Origin of the sequence: Pseudarthrobacter sp. GA104, from assembly GCF_009741265.1 — a bacterium.
In the GTDB taxonomy this organism is placed as follows: domain Bacteria; phylum Actinomycetota; class Actinomycetes; order Actinomycetales; family Micrococcaceae; genus Arthrobacter.
Genome location: NZ_WOWL01000001.1, coordinates 1,000,636 through 1,018,396 on the forward strand (window position 1 = coordinate 1,000,636; position 17,761 = coordinate 1,018,396).

General features: G+C 66.8%; 17 protein-coding genes. 9 read left to right on the forward strand and 8 right to left on the reverse strand.

Features of this window, described 5'->3' with window-relative positions; all coding sequences use genetic code 11:
- Positions 1-11: 11 nt before the first annotated feature.
- Positions 12-215 carry a cold-shock protein gene (locus GK109_RS04430; protein WP_009372930.1) on the reverse strand — a complete coding sequence of 68 codons (204 nt, stop codon included), beginning with the start codon at positions 213-215 and terminating at the stop codon, positions 12-14.
- A gap of 247 nt (positions 216-462) precedes the next feature.
- Between GK109_RS04430 and GK109_RS04435 the strand changes: the two genes are divergently transcribed.
- Positions 463-1,719: an NAD(P)/FAD-dependent oxidoreductase gene (locus tag GK109_RS04435; protein ID WP_157238809.1), complete on the forward strand. Its 1,257-nt coding sequence runs from the start codon at positions 463-465 to the stop codon at positions 1,717-1,719.
- A 54-nt stretch (positions 1,720-1,773) separates the two neighbouring features.
- Positions 1,774-2,550 (forward strand): alpha/beta fold hydrolase, encoded by a 777-nt coding sequence (locus tag GK109_RS04440; RefSeq protein ID WP_157238810.1) that lies wholly within the window; start codon positions 1,774-1,776, stop codon positions 2,548-2,550.
- 27 nt (positions 2,551-2,577) lie between these two features.
- Here GK109_RS04440 and mgtA read toward each other — a convergent pair whose 3' ends face one another.
- From mgtA to GK109_RS04455, 3 genes are all read right to left on the reverse strand, one after another.
- A complete protein-coding gene (mgtA, locus tag GK109_RS04445) occupies positions 2,578-5,277 on the reverse strand; it encodes a magnesium-translocating P-type ATPase (RefSeq protein WP_157238811.1) in 2,700 nt (899 codons plus the stop codon).
- A gap of 6 nt (positions 5,278-5,283) precedes the next feature.
- Entirely contained in the window at positions 5,284-5,964 is a 681-nt protein-coding gene (locus tag GK109_RS04450) for a hypothetical protein (protein ID WP_157238812.1), read from the reverse strand.
- Between the two features lie 81 nt (positions 5,965-6,045).
- Entirely contained in the window at positions 6,046-7,296 is a 1,251-nt protein-coding gene (locus GK109_RS04455) for a S8 family serine peptidase (protein ID WP_157238813.1), read from the reverse strand.
- Positions 7,297-7,468: 172 nt separating this feature from the next.
- On the opposite strand from GK109_RS04455, the gene GK109_RS04460 reads away from it, so the two are divergent.
- Positions 7,469-7,921, forward strand: coding sequence for a DUF4383 domain-containing protein (locus tag GK109_RS04460; RefSeq protein WP_157238814.1), 453 nt, complete (start codon positions 7,469-7,471; stop codon positions 7,919-7,921).
- A 102-nt stretch (positions 7,922-8,023) separates the two neighbouring features.
- Here the strand turns inward: GK109_RS04460 and GK109_RS21870 are convergent, their stop codons facing one another.
- On the reverse strand, positions 8,024-8,692 hold the full coding sequence (locus tag GK109_RS21870) for a hypothetical protein (protein WP_197432398.1): 669 nt from the start codon (positions 8,690-8,692) through the stop codon (positions 8,024-8,026).
- Between the two features lie 252 nt (positions 8,693-8,944).
- Between GK109_RS21870 and GK109_RS04470 the strand changes: the two genes are divergently transcribed.
- From GK109_RS04470 to GK109_RS04485, 4 genes are all read left to right on the forward strand, one after another.
- A complete protein-coding gene (locus GK109_RS04470; RefSeq protein ID WP_231754796.1) occupies positions 8,945-9,448 on the forward strand; it encodes a hypothetical protein in 504 nt (167 codons plus the stop codon).
- An 82-nt stretch (positions 9,449-9,530) separates the two neighbouring features.
- A complete protein-coding gene (locus tag GK109_RS04475) occupies positions 9,531-10,628 on the forward strand; it encodes a C2 family cysteine protease (RefSeq protein ID WP_197432399.1) in 1,098 nt (365 codons plus the stop codon).
- An 8-nt stretch (positions 10,629-10,636) separates the two neighbouring features.
- Positions 10,637-10,924, forward strand: a complete 288-nt coding sequence (locus GK109_RS04480) for a hypothetical protein (protein ID WP_157238816.1) — start codon at positions 10,637-10,639, stop codon at positions 10,922-10,924.
- 117 nt (positions 10,925-11,041) lie between these two features.
- The gene (locus GK109_RS04485) at positions 11,042-11,767 is read left to right on the forward strand and encodes a hemerythrin domain-containing protein (protein ID WP_321215647.1); all 726 of its coding nucleotides are present in this window, start codon (positions 11,042-11,044) and stop codon (positions 11,765-11,767) included.
- A 23-nt stretch (positions 11,768-11,790) separates the two neighbouring features.
- Here GK109_RS04485 and GK109_RS04490 read toward each other — a convergent pair whose 3' ends face one another.
- A complete protein-coding gene (locus GK109_RS04490) occupies positions 11,791-12,021 on the reverse strand; it encodes a hypothetical protein (RefSeq protein WP_157238817.1) in 231 nt (76 codons plus the stop codon).
- 190 nt (positions 12,022-12,211) lie between these two features.
- Here GK109_RS04490 and GK109_RS21875 point away from each other — a divergent pair, with 190 nt between their 5' ends.
- Positions 12,212-14,167, forward strand: coding sequence for a S8 family serine peptidase (locus tag GK109_RS21875; protein ID WP_197432400.1), 1,956 nt, complete (start codon positions 12,212-12,214; stop codon positions 14,165-14,167).
- Between the two features lie 36 nt (positions 14,168-14,203).
- Here the strand turns inward: GK109_RS21875 and GK109_RS04500 are convergent, their stop codons facing one another.
- Together GK109_RS04500 and GK109_RS04505 are read right to left on the reverse strand one after the other, a co-directional pair.
- The gene (locus tag GK109_RS04500) at positions 14,204-15,220 is read right to left on the reverse strand and encodes a hypothetical protein (RefSeq protein WP_157238818.1); all 1,017 of its coding nucleotides are present in this window, start codon (positions 15,218-15,220) and stop codon (positions 14,204-14,206) included.
- A 128-nt stretch (positions 15,221-15,348) separates the two neighbouring features.
- The gene (locus GK109_RS04505; RefSeq protein WP_157238819.1) at positions 15,349-16,104 is read right to left on the reverse strand and encodes a FadR/GntR family transcriptional regulator; all 756 of its coding nucleotides are present in this window, start codon (positions 16,102-16,104) and stop codon (positions 15,349-15,351) included.
- 192 nt (positions 16,105-16,296) lie between these two features.
- Here GK109_RS04505 and eat point away from each other — a divergent pair, with 192 nt between their 5' ends.
- Entirely contained in the window at positions 16,297-17,736 is a 1,440-nt protein-coding gene (eat, locus tag GK109_RS04510; protein ID WP_157238820.1) for an ethanolamine permease, read from the forward strand.
- Positions 17,737-17,761 lie beyond the last annotated feature (25 nt).

Genomic DNA, 17,761 nt, shown 5'->3' on the forward strand with positions numbered 1-17,761 from the left:
TCCCTAATGGATTAGAGTGCCTGGATGTTGGTGGCCTGGGGACCCTTGGGGCCCTGCTCGGTGTCGAAGGAAACCTTCTGGTTCTCTTCGAGGGAGCGGAAGCCGTTGGAGTTGATCGCAGAGTAGTGTGCGAAAACATCCTGTGAAGAATCATCGGGGGAAATGAAGCCGAAGCCCTTTTCAGCGTTAAACCATTTGACGGTACCAGTAGCCATTATTTTTGTCCTTCGTGAAGGTGGAGGGAAAGTCCCGACTTTCGGGCCCTCCGGTGTGGGGTGTTCAAAACCGCTACTTCAGAAGAACGCGGACTTTCGACCGCGCGTACTGCCTGAACTACCAACTGCATAAACACAACAACAGGAACAACACTACAGGAGATTTGGAGCAGCACTTACCACGGCGCCCATTCGGGCATATCCTGCCAGCAGATCCAGTCCGCATCCTGACCTGCGGGAGCAAACCATGGAGATACCGCAACGGGTGAACACCCTGGTGATCGGAGCCGGGCAGGCCGGCCTGGCCACCAGCTACTGGCTGGCGCGGCACGGCGTGGAGCACCAGGTGCTGGAGCGGCGGGATGCCCTGGGCGGGGCATGGCAGGACCGCTGGGATTCGTTCTACCTGAACACGCCCAACTTCTCCTTCATGTTGCCGGGCCTGACCTACGACGGTCCCGAGCCTGACGCTTTCCTTCCCCGTGACGCCGTCATCGGCCTGTTCCGTGATTATGCCCAGCGGATTGCCGCGCCGGTGCTGCTGGACACGGAAGCCACCCGGATCGGCCGGGCTGACGGCGGATTCAGCGTGGAAACCACCGGCGGGCAGTTCGCGGCACAGAACGTCGTGCTGGCCAACGGGGCCTTCCAGCTGCCGCGCATCCCGGCGGCGTCGGCCGGCCTTCCCCCGCATGTGCTCCAGCTGCACAGCCACGACTACCGCAATCCGCAGCAGCTGCCGGGCGGTGCCGTGCTGGTGGTGGGCACCGGACAGTCCGGCGGGCAGATTACCGAGGACCTGCTGGCGGCCGGCCGGGAGGTGCACCTGGCCGTCTCAACCTGCCCCGAGGCGCCGCGCCGGTACCGGGGCCAGGACGTCTTCCACTGGATCCTGCAGGTCAACCTGCACGGCCCCGAGTACGGCATCAACGGTTTCCAGGTGGACCAGCTCCCCTCCCCCGCGGCGCGTTTCCTGTGCAATCCGCTGGTTTCCGGCAACGACGGCGGCCACAGCATCCGCGTGCGGGAACTGGGCCGCCGCGGCGTCCGGCTCCACGGCCGCTTTGAGGGAATCGACGACGGCGTCCTGGCCTTCAGCGACGACCTCCCCGAACGCCTGGCGATGGTTGAGGCAGGGTTCGGCCAGCGCCTGAAGCTGATGGCGGACGCCTACATCGCGGCGGCCGGCATTGATGCGCCGGCCCCGGAAACGCCGCGGACCGATTCATGGCTCCCCCCGGAATCCGGGGCACGGCTGGACCTGGACGCCGTAGGCATCACGGCGGTCATCTGGGCCACCGGGTACGGCCTGGACTTCAGCTTCCTGGACATCCCCGTGCTGGATGAGTGGAACTACCCCCGGCACTCCCGGGGCGTCACGGACGTCACCGGCCTGTACGCCGTCGGACTGCCCTGGCTGACGAGGCACGCCTCGGCCACCCTGGCGCTGGTGGGCGACGACGCCAAATACGTGGCCGGCCACATCGCCGGCCTGGGCGGCTGAAGCCGTGCGGAAGCACCCCTTGCCAACGGCCGCCCCCGGCGTAGGGTTCCTTCCATGAAACCGATTCGGGTCATCCTGCTCCCGGGCTCCGTCCTCCCCGCCGATGAGGCCTACGGCCCGCTGATTGAAGCCCTGGGGCCCGATGTGCAGGCTGTCGCCAAGGACCTGGAGCTCTACGCGGACGACGCACCTCCCCCCGGCTGGAGCCTGGACACCGAGATTGACGGCGTGCTGCGGGAGGCCGATGCCCGGGGGTGGGACACCTTCCACCTTCTCGGGTACTCCGGCGGCGGCGCTGCTGCCCTGGCTTTTGCCGCAAAACATCCTGACAGGCTGCTCAGCCTGGCGCTGCTGGAACCCGCCTGGGCCGGGAACTGGGATTGGAGCCCTGCCCACACCGAACTCTGGAAACAGTACGAGCGGCTGGAAACGCTCCCGCCCGAGCAGTTCATGCCCGCCTTCATGAGGCTGGGAGTGAGGCACGAGGTCGTCCTTCCGCCGCCGCAGCCCGGTCCCCCGCCGCCGTGGATGGCCAAGCGGCCCGCGGGTATCAAGGCGTTCCTGCGGACCTTCAAGAGCTACGACCTGGACAGGGCCCGTTTGGCCGCCTTTAAACCGCCCGTGTTCTTCGCACTGGGGGGCCTGAGCAACCCCGACGACTACGGCGAGATTGCCGCCCGGCTGGCACGGGTGTTCTTCCCTGACTTCCATCTGGAGGTGTTCCCCAAGCGCCACCACTTCGATCCTCCCCACCGGATCGAGCCCAAGCGTCTGGCTGAGTTGCTCCGGCGGCACTGGGAGAAGGCGGAAAAGAGCCTGGGCAGGCTTTAGGAAAGCCCTCCCGGGCATACTCCGGGCTCAAGCGCGCATGCGTTGGCGCCGCCGGGGGCGAACACGGAGACGGCGGCGCGGGCGTACCCGGACCGGCGCACTGAATCTGAAGGCGCGGCGGGAGAGGTGGTGGGTGTCCGGGCGGCGGCGGACGGCCACCGGCCCGGCGGGCAGCTTCTGGGCGGCACGGGAGAAGAACCACCGCTTGGCGATCTCCACCAGCACCAGGTACACCGCGATCATGCCCAGCAGGGCCAGGAAGAACGGGACCGGCAGCGGGTCGAAGCCCAGCAGGCCCTGCAGCGGCGAGAGCGGCAGGTAGACGCCGAGCGCCACAACGCCCAGCGAGGCTGCGACCAGGCCGGCGGACGGCCGGCTGCGGAGGAACGGGACGCGGCGGGTCCTGATGGCGAAGATGATGAGGGTCTGGGTTGCGATCGACTCGATGAACCAGCCCGCCCGGAACTCCCCCGGCACGGCGTCGAATGCGAACAGCATCAGGGCGAAGGTGGCGAAGTCAAAGAGCGAGCTGATGGGCCCGAAGAGGAACATGAAACGCCGGATGAAGGCGATGTTCCAGTGCGACGGCGCCCGGAGCTGCTCCCGGTCCACCCGGTCGCCCGGGATGGCGAGCTGGCCGGCGTCGTAGAGCAGGTTGTTGAGCAGGATCTGGCCGGGCAGCATGGGCAGGAAGCTCAGCACCACGGACGCCGTGGCGGCACTGAACATGTTGCCGAAGTTGCTGGAGGTTCCCATCAGCACGTACTTGATGGTGTTCGCGAAGATCCGCCGCCCCTCCATCACCCCTTCGGCCAGGACGCCGAGGTCCTTGTCCAGCAGCACGACGTCGGCGGCGTCCTTGGCGACGTCGGTGGCACTGTCCACGGAGATGCCGATGTCCGCCTTGTGCAGGGCCAGGGCGTCGTTGACGCCGTCCCCCATGAACCCGACGGAGCCGCCGCTCTGGCGCAGCAGCGTGATGATGCGCGCCTTCTGCTCGGGGGAAACGCGGGCGAAGATGGTGGCGGTCCGGGCGGACGCGGCGAGCGCGGCGTCGGACAGCGCATCGACCTCGGCTCCCGTCAGGGTCCCCCCGGAGATCACGCCGACATCGTCGCAGACCTTCTCCGCCACCTTGGCGTTGTCCCCCGTGGCGATCTTCACCGAAATGCCCAGCGCCTCCAGTCGGTCCAGGGACTCCCTGGCGTTGGCCTTGGGCTTGTCCAAAAAGACCAGGAATCCGGCCAGTGACAGGCCGCGTTCGTCCGCCTGGGTGAGCTGGACGAGCCCGGCCGCATCCCGGGCGGCCACGGCGACAACCCGGGAGCCGGCGTCGAACTGTTCGTCCAGCATCGCCTGCACGGCGGGCGGGGTCGGGCCGCACAGGGCGAGGACGTCCTCCGGGGCGCCCTTGGTGACCAGTCGCGGGCGGCCGCCTGCCTCCCGCACCAGCACGGTGGTGCGGCGGCGCTGGTGGTCGAAGCCGATCAGGTCCAGCCGCTCGAAGCAGGCCGCATCGAAGGCGGCCGCGCCGGGGCTGTCCCACAGGGCCGCGTCCAGCGGGTTCTGCCCGGCGGAGGAGAGCTTGGCCTCGGCGTAGTCCGCCTCGGTGGCCAGCAGGCCCAGGGTGAGCAGGCCGCCGTCGGACGTCTCCGGGGCAACGGGCAGCGCGCCGGTGAAGCTGATCCGCCCCTCCGTCAGGGTGCCGGTCTTGTCGGTGACCAGGATGTCCATGTCGCCCAGGTCCTCGATGCAGACCAGGCGTTTGACCAGCACCTTCCGCCTGGCCAGCTGGCGCGTGCCGGTGGCCAGGGACGTGCTGACGACGGCGGGCAGCAGCTGCGGCGTGATGCCCACCGCGATGGCCAGCGAAAAGAGGAGCGATTCGATGAGCGGGCGCTGCAGCAGCAGGTTGGCGATGAAGATCAGGGTGGTCAGCACGATGGCCACCTGCAGCAGCAGAAAGGAGAACCGCTTGAGCCCGAGCTGGAATTCGGTCTGCGGCTGCCGTTCGCCCAGGCCCAGGGCGATCCGGCCGAACTCGGCGCGGCCGCCGGTGGCTACCACCACGCCGGTGCAGCTGCCGGACTGGATGACGGTGCCCATGAACACGCAGGAGGCGAGGTCTGCCAGGGCGGCGCCGGCGGGCACCGGCGCGGGGTCCTTCGCGGCGGGAAGGGACTCCCCGGTGAGGATGCTTTCGTCGCACAGGAGTCCGCTGGCGGTGAGGAGGCGGATGTCGGCGGGAATGATGGCGCCCAGGGAGAGGTGGACGACGTCGCCCGGCACCAGTGCGGTGACGTCCACTTCCCTGGTTGTTCCGCCGCGGAGCACCACCGCACGGTGCGTCACGCGGTCGTGCAGGGCCTCGGACGCCCGTTCGGCGCGGAATTCGTTGGTGAAGCCCAGGCCCACGCTGACCAGCAGGATCACGCCAATGACGATTGAATTGGTGGCATCCCCCAGGAACAGCGACAACCCGGCGGTGATGAGCAGCAGGATCAGGATGGGGCTGGCGAACTGGCGCCCCAGCACGGCCCAGCCATTGGCGCGGTGGGTTCGCACGGCGTTGGGCCCGAGTTCCGCCTGGCGGCGTGCCGCCTCGTTCCCGGACAGGCCCGCGGGGCTGGAGCCCAGCTGCTCCAGCACCTGCTGGGCTGCCAGGGCCGCCGCATCGCTGATGGGGAGCTGGAGCGGGCTGCGCTGCCGGACGTTCAGGTCAGTCATGCAGGACTACGCGGGGAAGCCGAAGCAGGGGTAGAAATCCTCCACGCCCGGCCGGGCCACTTCAATGCAGCGGGACTTCACCTGTTCCAGGAGCGCGCTGGTGTCCGTGCCGGAAGCGGTGACGCCGCCGACCGCCACTGACACCCCTGCCGTGGCGGTGCGCCGGAGGCTGTTGTCCGTGGAGTTGACGTTGCCCTCGCCGGGGTAGTTGTTGTGGACGTTCGTGGTCTGGTGCTCGAGCGGGCCCGTTCCGGTCCACGTTGCCGAGAGCCTGATGGTGACGGGATTGCCGTCGCCGTCCGTGCCCGGGATGTCAGTGCTGATGGAGGCGGCGGTCAGCCTCGGGTCAACCACCAGGGGCGCCATGTTCTGGCCGTCTGCCTGGAACAGCACCGCACCGCCCCCGGCGGCTGCGCTGACGCCGGATGCCTCGGCGCAGGTGTCGGTGACGCGGACAAACACTGCCGTGAGGCCCTGCTTGTTCACGGGGCCGGGCTGTCCGGCGTACATCGCCGTGCTCGAGGAGACGAAGATCTCGGTCTGCTCGCAGCCAACCGTGCTGACCACCACGGCGGCGCCGTGGGCGGACGAGATGGTGTGGTAGATATTGGGCGGAGCCGCTCCGGCCGGTGTTGCGCCCGCAGCCACCGTGGCCGCAGTGGACAGTCCCATGAGCAAGCGTTTCATGACAGCTCCTTAGTCCGCTTGCCCCCATTAAAGCCCCGGTGGCGGCAGCTCCAGTACGGGCTTTAGGCCCGATTGCCGGCGTTACGGCTGGCGGACCGCCAGGTCGGCGTTGACGCGGCCGTGCGCCCAGTATGTTTCAGAGCCGGCCTTCATCTCGGCTGTTGATTCGATGTTGAAGCGGACTGAAGCGTTGGTGGCGCCGGCATGGGACTTCCACGCAAGGGCGGCCACCGCGGCAACGATGGGCGCGGCCATCGAGGTGCCGCTGCCGATGTCGTAACCGAGGGAGCGTCCGTACTGCCTCGCGATGGCGAATTTGTGGTTGGGGAAGGTGGAGTAGACGCTGACTCCCGGTGCTGCGACGTCCACCCAGGCTCCGTAGGTTGAGAATGAGGCCTTGGCGTCCTTGTTGTCGGTGGCTCCGACGGCGATGACGTTGGCATATGCGCCGGGGTACATCATGGTTGTGTTGCCCCCGTTGCCGGCGGCGGCAACGAGCACCACGCCATCGCGCCAGGCGTTATTGACGGCGGTCTCGAGAGTGGTGGTCGCCCCCACGGCAAGGCTCATGTTAATCACCTTCGCACCGCTGTTGACCGCCCAGTTGATTCCGTTCGCGAGGCCTGAGCTGGATCCCATCCCGGTATCGTTGAGGACTTTGCCGGCCAGGATGGTACAGCCCGGGCAAACGCCGGCGACGCCTATGGAGTTCTCCGACGTGGCGGCAACGATCCCGGCAACGTGCGTGCCATGGCCGTAATTGTCCTCGTTGTTTCGTGCAGTGGTGAAGTTGGCCCGTGCAACGACCTTCGGGTTGATGTCCGGGTTGTCGGTTGCGACGCCGGAATCGAGGACGGCAACGCCTATCCCGCTGCCGGTGGTGAGAGTCCACGCTTCCACGGCGTCCACGTCGGCGTCGGCGTATTTTGGGTCACCGCTGACAGTCACGGTGCCGGCGGTGTTGGTGAACGACTGGCCATAGTTTTGCAGGGCGTATTGGCGCGGAAAGTATTGATCGTTCGTGGCGGGCCTGACGATCTTGTCCGGCTCGGCGTACTCCACCATAGGATTCCGGCTGAGGGCTTCAATAAGTTGAAGTTCCTTCCCCTCCGGCACCTTTATTAGCCGGGCACCGGTGCTGCCGATTTCAGGGCCTTCGCTGAGGCCGTGCCCGCGCAGGGCGCCCGCCGCGGCGCCATCGTCACGGAATTTCACCATAATCTGGCCCGCGACAAATGAAGGCTCGGCGGCTGCGTTGCCCTGGGCCGCAAAAGCAATTCCGCTTATTCCCATGATTGCCGCCAAGAATCCGGCGATGCCTGCTTTTTTCATGGGGTTATCTTGCTCCGATCACCACCGGCTGGATAGTGCCCCGGACAAATCTTTTTTAGCGCGCACCCATCCGTAATGCGATACAGCCCGAATTGCTGGCATAACCCTTCGGGCCGGCCGGTAAACATAACCAGCTAACCCATGAACCCCATATCGCATTCAGGAGAACACCATGGCAACACACACGCACACAGGCACGGCAACCCGCACCAACGTGCAAAAGGCATCACTGGCCGTAGGCGCAGTATTCCTGCTGGTCGGCGTCCTGGGCTTTGTTCCGGGCATCACGGCCAACTTCGAACAGCTGCACTTCGCCGGCAGCCATTCCGAGGCCATGCTGCTGGGCCTCTTCCAGGTCTCGGCCCTGCACAATATCGTCCACCTGCTCTTCGGCGCAGCCGGCATCGCCCTGGCCCGAACCGCCGGCGGAGCCCGTTCCTTCCTGCTCTACGGCGGCATCATCTACCTGGTCCTCTTCGTCTACGGCCTGGTGGTCCCCCAGGACTCCGCCGGCAACTTCGTCCCGCTGAACAGCTTCGACAACGTCCTGCACCTGCTGCTCGGCGTCGGCATGGTGGCCCTGGCCCTGGTGCTCACCAAGGGGCACAGCAAGGCCCGCGCTTAACGGCAGTTTCCGGCGGCAGCCCCGCCTGGCACCAACACGGCAATGCCCCCGTCCGCAGCCTCCCGCTGCGGCCGGGGGCATTGCCGTCAGCGCTCCCGGGCGCTACTTGAGGCTGAGCACCTCGTCGATGGGGCGGCCGTTGACGAACACCTGGGCACTCGTGGCCCCGGACGCGGCCATGGCGGTGTACTCCAGCTGGCCCTTCGCTCGCGGGATGTCGCACACGCCGCCCAGCATGAACTGCCCGGTGAGCCAGATGGTGATCGTGCTTCCGTTCAGCTCACCGCCCAGATAGCTGAGGTTCGACTGGTACAGGACGTTCACCAGCCCCGACATCCCGACGTCGCGGCTCTTGTTCGCCAGCAGCGCGCCGATGCTGGGGCCCACCTGGTCGGTGAAGCGCACGGGCGCGGTGGTGGTGGCGACGAGGCTGTCGCCGCAGCCGATCGCGGGCCCGGAGACGCCGTTGTCGTCCACCGCCACGTAGTAGATGGTCAGCGGCGCCACCTGTTCCGGGAGTCCGGTAGGGCTTGGTTCCGCCGTCGCCGGCGGCCTCGCGGGAACGGACGACGGCGGCGCTGTCGCCGTGGGGGACGCGGTCACCGGCGCGCTGGTCTGCGAGGTGGGGCTCGCCGTCGCGCTTGAAGCGGAGGGGCTCGGGGAGGCGGAGGTGCTGGTAGGCGCCGGGGACGGCGGGCCAAAACAGCCTGTGAGCATGAAAAGCGCGGAGAACCCCAGAACGCTGAGTGCCGACAGCCGAGGCCTGGCCATGTTGCCCCCTTGGGTGTGGACCCCGGTTTTTCGGGGAGCCACTTTCAAGCTACGCCTGAGGCTTCACCGTGGAACAGGGACTTAGGTCCGGGCCAGCGCGGAACGGCCGGCACAGGGTTGTTGTGCCCATCGCCGGATGCTGTGAAAGTGTGGAAGCATTCGGTGGGGCCGTTCCAGGTGCCCATGACAGCAGTTGGGGGCAAAATGGCGGGTCGGGCACAATCACGGCGGCACCTGCTGGCATCTGGTTTGATGCTGGGGACGCTTGCCGCGGCCGGCTGCGCGGCCCCCGACGGACCTGCCACCAAGACAAGCAGCGCCCCGCCGGTCACCAGCGCACCGGCATCCGTCGCGGACACTTTCCCCAGGTATGACTCCCTGCGGGCAGAGCTGATCGCCGCCCTGGAAGAGAAGCTGCCCGGCATCACCTGGGCCCGGGACAAGCCGGCCGCCCTGTCGCGGTTGGACGACGGCCGGTGCATGCTGTACCCGCAGACGATGAAAAGCAGTGCGGACGTGGTGGAACCCTCGAACCATTTCGCAGACATTTTCTCCGCCGGCGACCCCGTCCTGGCCAGGCACGGCTTCCCTGCCTTTGGCGGGACAGACGATGTCCCTGGCGGCTGGGTGGTGGCGCGCAGCACTGATGCGGCCGGCGCCACCCTGACCATCGAATCGAAGAGCCCGGCCTACCTGCGCATCAGCGTGCCGGTGAAGTCCGCGACCTGCGATCCGGCCGAGCTTCCCCAGAGCTGAGGGAAGTTCTGCCCATCGCACCAGTGGCCGCAGCAGGCCTACGATGGCGCTGGTACGGCGTCGAAACGAGGGGGACGGACGAATGCCCGGGTTTTACGGCGCAGACATTGAACAGTTAAGGGCGCTGGCCAGGTCGATGTCCCAGCAGTCCGAAAAAATGGCCTCGCTGTCCGCGGAACTGGGCCAGCTGCTTTCCAGCGTTCGCTGGGACGGGCGTGACGCCACGGTGTTCCGGGCGGCCTGGGATGCCGGGCACGGGCCCATGCTGAAGCGTGTGGCGGCGGACCTGCAGAGCCAGGCGCAGGACTTGTTTCGCGACGCGGACGAGCAGGCAAGGGCCAGTGCCGGTACAGCCGGAGGCGCGGCGAGACCTGATGGTTCAGGGACGCCGGACTCCAACCCTCCCGGAGACCCGGGGCCGCTGGACCCCGACCGCCCCGACGTGGATGTGCCGGGCGATGTCCGCGAGGATCCGGATGCCGGCGATCCGGCCGACATCAGGCAGGGACAGATCGGTGACTGCTGGCTCCTGGCGGGGATGGGGTCGGTGGCCCAGATGCTTGAACGTGAAGGCAAGGTTGATGAGTTCCTGGCTGAACACCTGCGGCCGGTGGGTGATCCGCCCACGCACTGGGTGGTGACCCTGTACCAGGACGGCGAGCCCGTGGAGGTAACGGTTGAGGCCAAGTCCACCGAGGGCGGCGTCAGGGGTGCCGACGGTGCGCCGAACTGGCTGTCCATCTACGAACGCGCTGCCGCGGAACAGCGGGGCGGTTCCTACGAGGATATCGACGGCGGGTTCAGCGATGAGGCCATGGAGCTGATGACCGGCAAGTCCGCGGACCGGGACGGCGAGATGGACCTGGCGGGAATCGAGGACAAGCTCGGTGAGGGCCAGGCGGTGTCCGTGGGGAGCCAGGACGTCAAGGACGATGACTTCGACTGGTTCTGGGAGTCCGATGAGGTCAGCCGCACCGATGTGGTGCCCAACCATGCGTACATTGTGGTGGATGTGAAAACCAACGGTGACGGTGAAAAGGTGGTGGTCCTGGCCAACCCGTGGGGACCGTCGGGCGGCTACATGGCGGGCGATGACGACCAGAAGTCGGGCACCTTGGAATTGACCGAAGACGAGTACAAGGAAAACTTTGACTCGGTGTACTCAGTGGATCTGAAGTGAGGATGGCCGTGGAAGAGCTTGTTACAGTCCGGCAGGGCATGCAGCCCAACTTCGGCGGTGTGCTCGTGGGAATCGTGAAGATCGGGTTCACCGGCGGCGCCCCTGCCATCCAGGTCTGGATCCGCGCCGGGGGCAGGAGCGCAAGCAGGCTTTCCGTGAAGGGCAGTCGGTGGTCCTGCCGGGCGCGGGCACCCTCCGGTTCGATTCCATCCGGCCTGCTGACGGGGAACGCACAGCGTCGGCGGACCTCACCTACTCCGCCTGAGCACAGCCGCCCGGGCGGAAACTGTCAGTAGGGTCCAAGGCCCGCCGCAGAGCCCCTTCCCCGCCATTGTGGCGGCGGCAGGGCGGGCGATACGATGCTCCCGGGGAGAGGTCCTGGTCTCGCGTGAGCACCGTTAGGGGACCATCCAGTGACCGACTTCTTCACCATGCAGCCCGGCGAAACCGCAGCACCCCTGCCGCCGGGGCCGGTCCTCTGCACCGGGACTGCGGCAATGCGGCGCATCCACCGTTTTTTCCTCTGGGCTTACGACGAGGCACCCGGCCTGGTGCGGTCCGTGGCGCCCGGCGATACCGGCCGGGCAGCGTATGTGGGTGAGGTGCTCGGCAACTTCGACAAGGTGCTCCACGTCCACCATGAGGGCGAAGACCTGCTCATGTACCCGCAGCTGGCGGAACGGGCACCGGCCTGCGCCCTGCACGTGGGGCTGATGCTCGAGCAGCACAGGCAGGTCACGCAGCGGCTTGAGGGCATTGAACCTGTCCGCCTGCGCTGGATGCAGAAGGCGGACGCGGAGGCGGGCGAGGAACTCGCCGGCCTTTACGAGGACCTCTCGTCCGTCCTCAAGGTGCACCTGCGGCGCGAGGTCACCGAGGTGATGCCCGTCGTGGACCGGGTGATGGACCAGAAGGAGATGGAAGGGGTGGGCCAGCACGGGATCGAGCAGTTCGACAAGAAGTTCATGGTGGCCTACCTCGGCATGGTGCTGGCCACCAATCCTCCCCAGGACCGGAAGGAACTGTTCAGGGAGATTCCACTGCCGGTCCGGCTTGCCTACCGCCTGGTCGGGCGCCGGATGTACCGCCGGCAGTATGCCACGCTCTTCCCTGGGCGCCCGATTCCCGAGACGCTCTGAAAGACAGCCATGGTGTTCCTCCGCTAATCGGCTTCCTCATCGTTTGCGGTGGTCTCGACCCAGTCGATGGCCTCGTCAGGGAAATAGTGCCCCGGGGTTTCGCCCTGGCCGGCCCACCATGAATCGTCGCCGGCCGGTCCGCCGGCCTGGGCAATTTCGGCCACCACTGCCGGGGGCACCACGTCGCCGTTGTTCTCGATCAGCCACTCCTGCGTGGATGGCTGCAGCTTTGCCCACCACTGTTCGATGCCCATGACTGAAGTCTCCCACGCCAGCAGGACTCTGGAAGGGCCCGGTGAGGTTAAATTTGGCGGCTTTGGCGGCGGACGCCGCCGGGGCTGCTCCTGTAAACTCCTTACGGCCACAACGTACGGTTTCCTGAGCGGAGTCCAAGCGTCGGGAAAGGCCCCGGGCTCAGCCGGTGTACAGGGGGGAAGCAGATTCATGCCATTGTCGAAACGACTCTCGGGCGCGTTTGGCGCCTTTGTGCTGGCGGCCGCTGTTCTGCCTGCAGCCGCGCCGGCTGTTGCGGCACCCTCTGCGGCCGCGTTCGAGCCGCAAAGTCCCGGCGGCAGCGAACGGTACCTGGTCAGCTTCGCCCCGGGCGCCGACGTCGCCAATGAGGCCCAGGGCCTACGCTCCCAAGGCGTGGCCGTGGGAAAAACCTTCTCTGCCGCGGTACGGGGTGCAGTCATCACAGCCACCCCGGGGCAGGCGGCTGCCCTCGCCCGTTCACCCCGGATCTCCGCCATCGCCCCGGATGCGCCCGTTTCCCTGTCCGAGACCCAGCAGTCGCCGCCATGGGGGTTGGACAGGATCGACCAAAAGGCGCTCCCGCTCTCCGGCACCTTCGCGCCGCCGTCCTCCGGGGCCGGCGTCAACGCCTACGTCATCGATACCGGCGTGTTCGCCGCACACACTGATTTTGGCGGACGGGTGACTGCGGGCTGGACCGCCGTTGCTGACGGCCTGGGCAGCGGTGACTGCAACGGCCACGGCACGCACGTGGCCGGCACCATCGCCGGGAAAGCGTTCGGGGTGGCGAAGGCAGCCACCATCGTCCCGGTTCGTGTCCTCGACTGCCAAGGCTCCGGCTATGACTCGGACGTCGTCGCCGGTCTTGACTGGATAGCCTCCCACCATGCCGCGGGCACACCCGCCGTCGCCAACCTCAGCCTTGGCAGCGGCGCCAACAGCGTGGTGGACGCGGCCGTCCGCGGAGTCATTAGCGACGGCGTCACAACAGTTGTGGCTTCCGGCAACACCTCGATAGATGCCTGCACCCGGTCACCGGCACGGGTGCCCGAGGCGCTGACTGTCGCAGCCAGCGATTCCTCGGACCGCCAGGCATGGTTTTCAAACTATGGAAGCTGTGTTGACCTGTATGCGCCCGGCGTCGGCATCCTGTCGGCAGGGCACACCTCGACGACGGCTACGGCCACCATGAACGGCACGTCCATGGCGGCCCCGCACGTTGCGGGTGCAGCTGCGGTTGCCCTGTCCCAGAACCCCGGGCAGACGCCGGCCGGGATCTCCGCCGAACTGACTTCAGCCGCCGCCGCGGGTGTTATCACCGGCGCGTCACCGGGCACCCCCAACCGTCTGGTCAACACGGGGCGTGAGGCGTGGCTGCCGGCTCCTGTCGTGGCAGAACGGGACTTTACCGGAGACGGCCTGCCCGACCTGCTGGCCAGGGACACCAACGGCACCCTCTGGACCTACCCCGGCACCGGCAACGGCCTCTTCGGCTGGCGCATCAAAGTCGGCGACGGCTGGAACGTCATGACCGCCATCAGCGCCGCCGGAGACCTCACCGGCGACGGCAAACCCGACCTCACCGCCCGCGACACCAGCGGCACCCTCTGGACCTACCCCGGCACCGGCAACGGCCTCTTCGGCTGGCGCATCAACGTCGGCCCCGGGTGGAACGTCATGACCGCCATCAGCGCCGCCGGCGACCTCACCGGCGACGGCAAACCCGACCTCACCGCCCGCGACAGCGACGGCACCCTCTGGACCTACCCCGGCACCGGCAACGGCCTCTTCGGCTGGCGCATCAACGTCGGCCCCGGCTGGAACGTCATGACCGCCATCAGCGCCGCCGGCGACCTCACCGGCGACGGCAAACCCGACCTCACCGCCCGCGACACCAGCGGCACCCTCTGGACCTACCCCGGCACCGGCAACGGCCTCTTCGGCTGGCGCATCAACGTCGGCCCCGGCTGGAACGTCATGACCGCCATCAGCGCAGCCGGCGACCTCACCGGCGACGGCAAACCCGACCTCACCGCCCGCGACACCAGCGGCACCCTCTGGACCTACCCCGGCACCGGCAACGGCGCCTTCGGCTGGCGCATCAACGTGGGGCCCGGCTGGAACGTCATGACCGCCATCAGCTAGCCAGCGGGCTTGATGAACCGGCGCACACGGTGGCCCTTATTTGGGTGCAGAACGCGTCCCTGAGTCCGTGCCCGGCCCCCGTGTTGCAATGAAGTTCCAGTCGAAGGAACCGTCATGGCGCAGTGTCAGCCGAAGGAAACCGTGGGTGTCGCTGAACCGGTTCTCGATATACCGCGGACTGCTGGTGAAGGGGCGGAGTCCAATGCCGCCAGTGGAAACCTGGAACGCCGTCATCCCGTCATCGACGCATTCGTCCCTGTTGTTCACCGGGCATGACCGCTCATAGTTGTGCTGCGACCCCGACAGTGTCAGGCGCACCCGGTGCTTCCACATCACGTCGATCCACGGCTTGTGGTCAGCAGCCCGGTTGTGCTCGGACGTGTTCGACGTGAAGTAGGGCTCGTGGTGCACCACCGCCAGGTGCTTCCCGGCCGCCTTCGCAGCGGCGAGATCCTTGTCCAGCCACCTTGTCATCGCCCGGGCCTGTGCCGGGTTGTACCGCCAGTGCGCTGAGGAGAGGAACGCGAAGTGCCAGTTCCCAAAGTCCTTCGAGTACGCCTCCCCGTTCTCGATGCGCCCACGCTCCCCGTTGACCGCAGCCTTCTCCGGAGACCCCGGGCACTGGCCGTTCATGAAGTTGTCGAGGTCCTCATTGCGGCCGGGTTCCCAGTCATGGTTGGGGGCCGAAACCCAGTACAGCTTGGGCATCGTGCCACTCCACAGGGTCGCCCAATAGTTCACGTAGTCGTCGCAATAGGCGGTGTCGTACTGGAAGTCACCCAGACCCAGGAACGCGTCGATCTGGTCGTCCTGCACGAGTCGGCTTATCGCAGCAGCGTTCCGGCCGGACGGGCTGTCAGGGTCAGTGTTCCCTGCGTCGTTCATGTCGCCGACGGCAGCGATCCGGACATCCGGTGCAGGGGGCGCAAACCCGTTGGGAGGCCCCGGGGGTTCCGGAGGGCGGGCGCAGCCCGCCGTGGACACCATCAGGACGGCCGCGGCAATCGCAGCCGCACTGCGAAAGGGTCTGCGACGACGGCGTGCTGACTGCATCCGATAACCCCCTTGGAGAGGCCGAGCCGGAGGTCAGCGTCCCCAGGAAGTAGCCGGGAACCGCCGGCAATGTTGATATTCCTAAGTGCTGGACCGGCTGTCAAGGGCGCGCACTGCCATGGAAAATCTCAGCGCACGGCGTTTGTAGCGGCTGACGAACCCTCCGGAGAGATAAGAAAGCCGTGAAGCAGGGAGGCCGTCCCCTGCAAATGATCGGCAGCTACCTGGTGGGCGCCCTCCGCGTCGCCACGGAGTATGGCATCGATGAGCTCCTGATGCTGCCGGTTGGAATGCTCAAGGTTGGGCTCCAGGAACGGGATGCGGTCAAGGAGGTCGCTGACCCTCGCCCGGGCGTCTGCGACGGCGGCAACGAGGCTGGGTGATCCGCACACTTCCGCGATGGCCACGTGAAACCGCGCATCCTTGGGCCTGTACAGTTCCGCGGGTGCCCCTGCCACGTCGGCGAGGGTGTCGAGCAGGTGGCGTCGCTGCCGCGGGGAGAGCATGGCCTGCGCGGCCAGCGACGCTGCAGCAGGTTCCAGCACGGCGCGGAAGGTGAGGACGTCGTTGACCTCCGCCGGGTCCAGGCCTGCGCTACCCCTCAGCTCCCCCAGCCTCCGCGCGGATACATAGGTGCCCCCGGTCCGGCCGCGGCGGACTTCCACATAGCCGGCCTTTTGGAGCTCCGCCAGGGCGTCACGCAGCGTTGCCCTGGACACGCCCAGCAGTTCCGAGAGCTCCCGCTCGGCCGGCAGCTTGTCGCCCACACCAAAAAGCCCCAGCTTGATGTTCTGGAGCAGCCGTTCGATGGTTTCCTCAAAGGCGTTCCCGTGCCGGACCGGCCGTATGAGCCTCGTGGGGACCCCAAGCAGTGACTCTTCCATGAGTCCATCCTAGCGCGGTCTAATAACAGGCCTATTGCAGCTTCCCGCGCAAGCCGAGCCCACGGGAAATTTTCCGAAATTTGAATAGAAAAACGAATATTGCTTGACTCTATGCGGTGACGTGCACCACACTGGCAAAGAACTTTTGGACTAATTACAGACCATTAGAACCCTTGAAAGAAGGGAATTCCCATGTCATTACATCCCTCGGGGCAGCCCGTCAATGACGACGAGGGCTACCTCCACCACCGGCAACTCAAACGCGGAGCGGCCGGATGGGTCCTGCTCGCCGGGCTCGGAGTTGCCTACGTGATCTCCGGAGACTTCGCCGGCTGGAACCTGGGCCTTGCCCAGGGCGGCTGGGGCGGCCTGCTCATTGCGTTCATCCTGATGGGCATCATGTACGCCTGCATGGTGTTCGGCCTGGCCGAACTTTCCTCCGCACTCCCCGCCACCGGCGCCGGCTACGGGTTCGCGCGCCGGGCGCTTGGCCCGCTGGGCGGGTTTGCCACCGGGATGGCCGTGCTGATCGAATACGCCGTGGCCCCCGCCGCCATCGCCACCTTCATCGGCGGCTATGTCGAAGCCCTGGGGCTCTTCGGCCTCACGAACTCCTGGCCGGTCTACCTTGTTGCCTTCGCCGTCTTCGTCGGGATCCACCTCCGCGGCGTCGGCGAGGCACTGAAACTGATCTTTGCGATCACCGCAATAGCCGTCATCGCCCTGGCGGCAGTGGTGGTGGGGCTGGTACCGCACTTCAACGCGGCAAACCTTTTCGATGTTGTGCCGGACGGCTCACCGACGTCCAGCGCTTTCCTTCCCATGGGCATCGGCGGTGCCGTGGCTGCCCTCGTATATGCCATCTGGTTCTTCCTCGCGGTTGAAGGCGTCCCGCTGGCAGCGGAGGAGACGGCGGACCCCAAAAGGGACATGCCCCGCGGCATCATCGCCGCCCTCGTGGTCCTGGTGGTCTTTGGTGCCCTCATGTTGGTCCTGGTTCCCGGTGCCGCCGGCTCCGAGGCGATGGGCGCCTCAAGCAACCCCCTTCCCGAAGCAATCCGCCTGGCCTACGGGGGCAATACGATCCTCGCAGACTTCGTAAATTATGCGGGGCTCGCAGGGCTGGTGGCCAGCTTCTTCTCCATCATCTACGCCTATTCCCGGCAGCTCTTCGCCCTTTCCCGCGCAGGGTACCTTCCCAAGTGGCTCTCCCTGACAGGCAAACGGCGCACTCCATACTGGGCCCTCATCGTTCCCGGCGCCCTCGGGTTCGTCCTGGCTGCCACAACGGGCAACGGCGCCCTGCTCATCAACATTGCAGTCTTCGGAGCCACGGTCTCCTACGTGCTGCTGAACCTTTCGCACATTGTCCTGCGCATCAAGGAACCCGACCTTCCCCGCGGGTACCGGACACCGGGCGGCGCCGTCACAACAACCGTTGCCCTCGTCCTGGCCGCCGTCGCCGTCGTCGCCACGTTCGTCGTCGATGTCATGGCAGCGTCCATCACCGCCGCCGTTTTTGCCGCCGCGCTCCTCTACTACTGGTTCTACAGCCGGCACCGGATTGTGGCCGGTGCGCCCGAAGAGGAATTTGCCCAGCTCGCGGCAGCGGAAGCCGAACTCAGCAACTAACACCGCCCCCGCGTCCTGCGGAGAG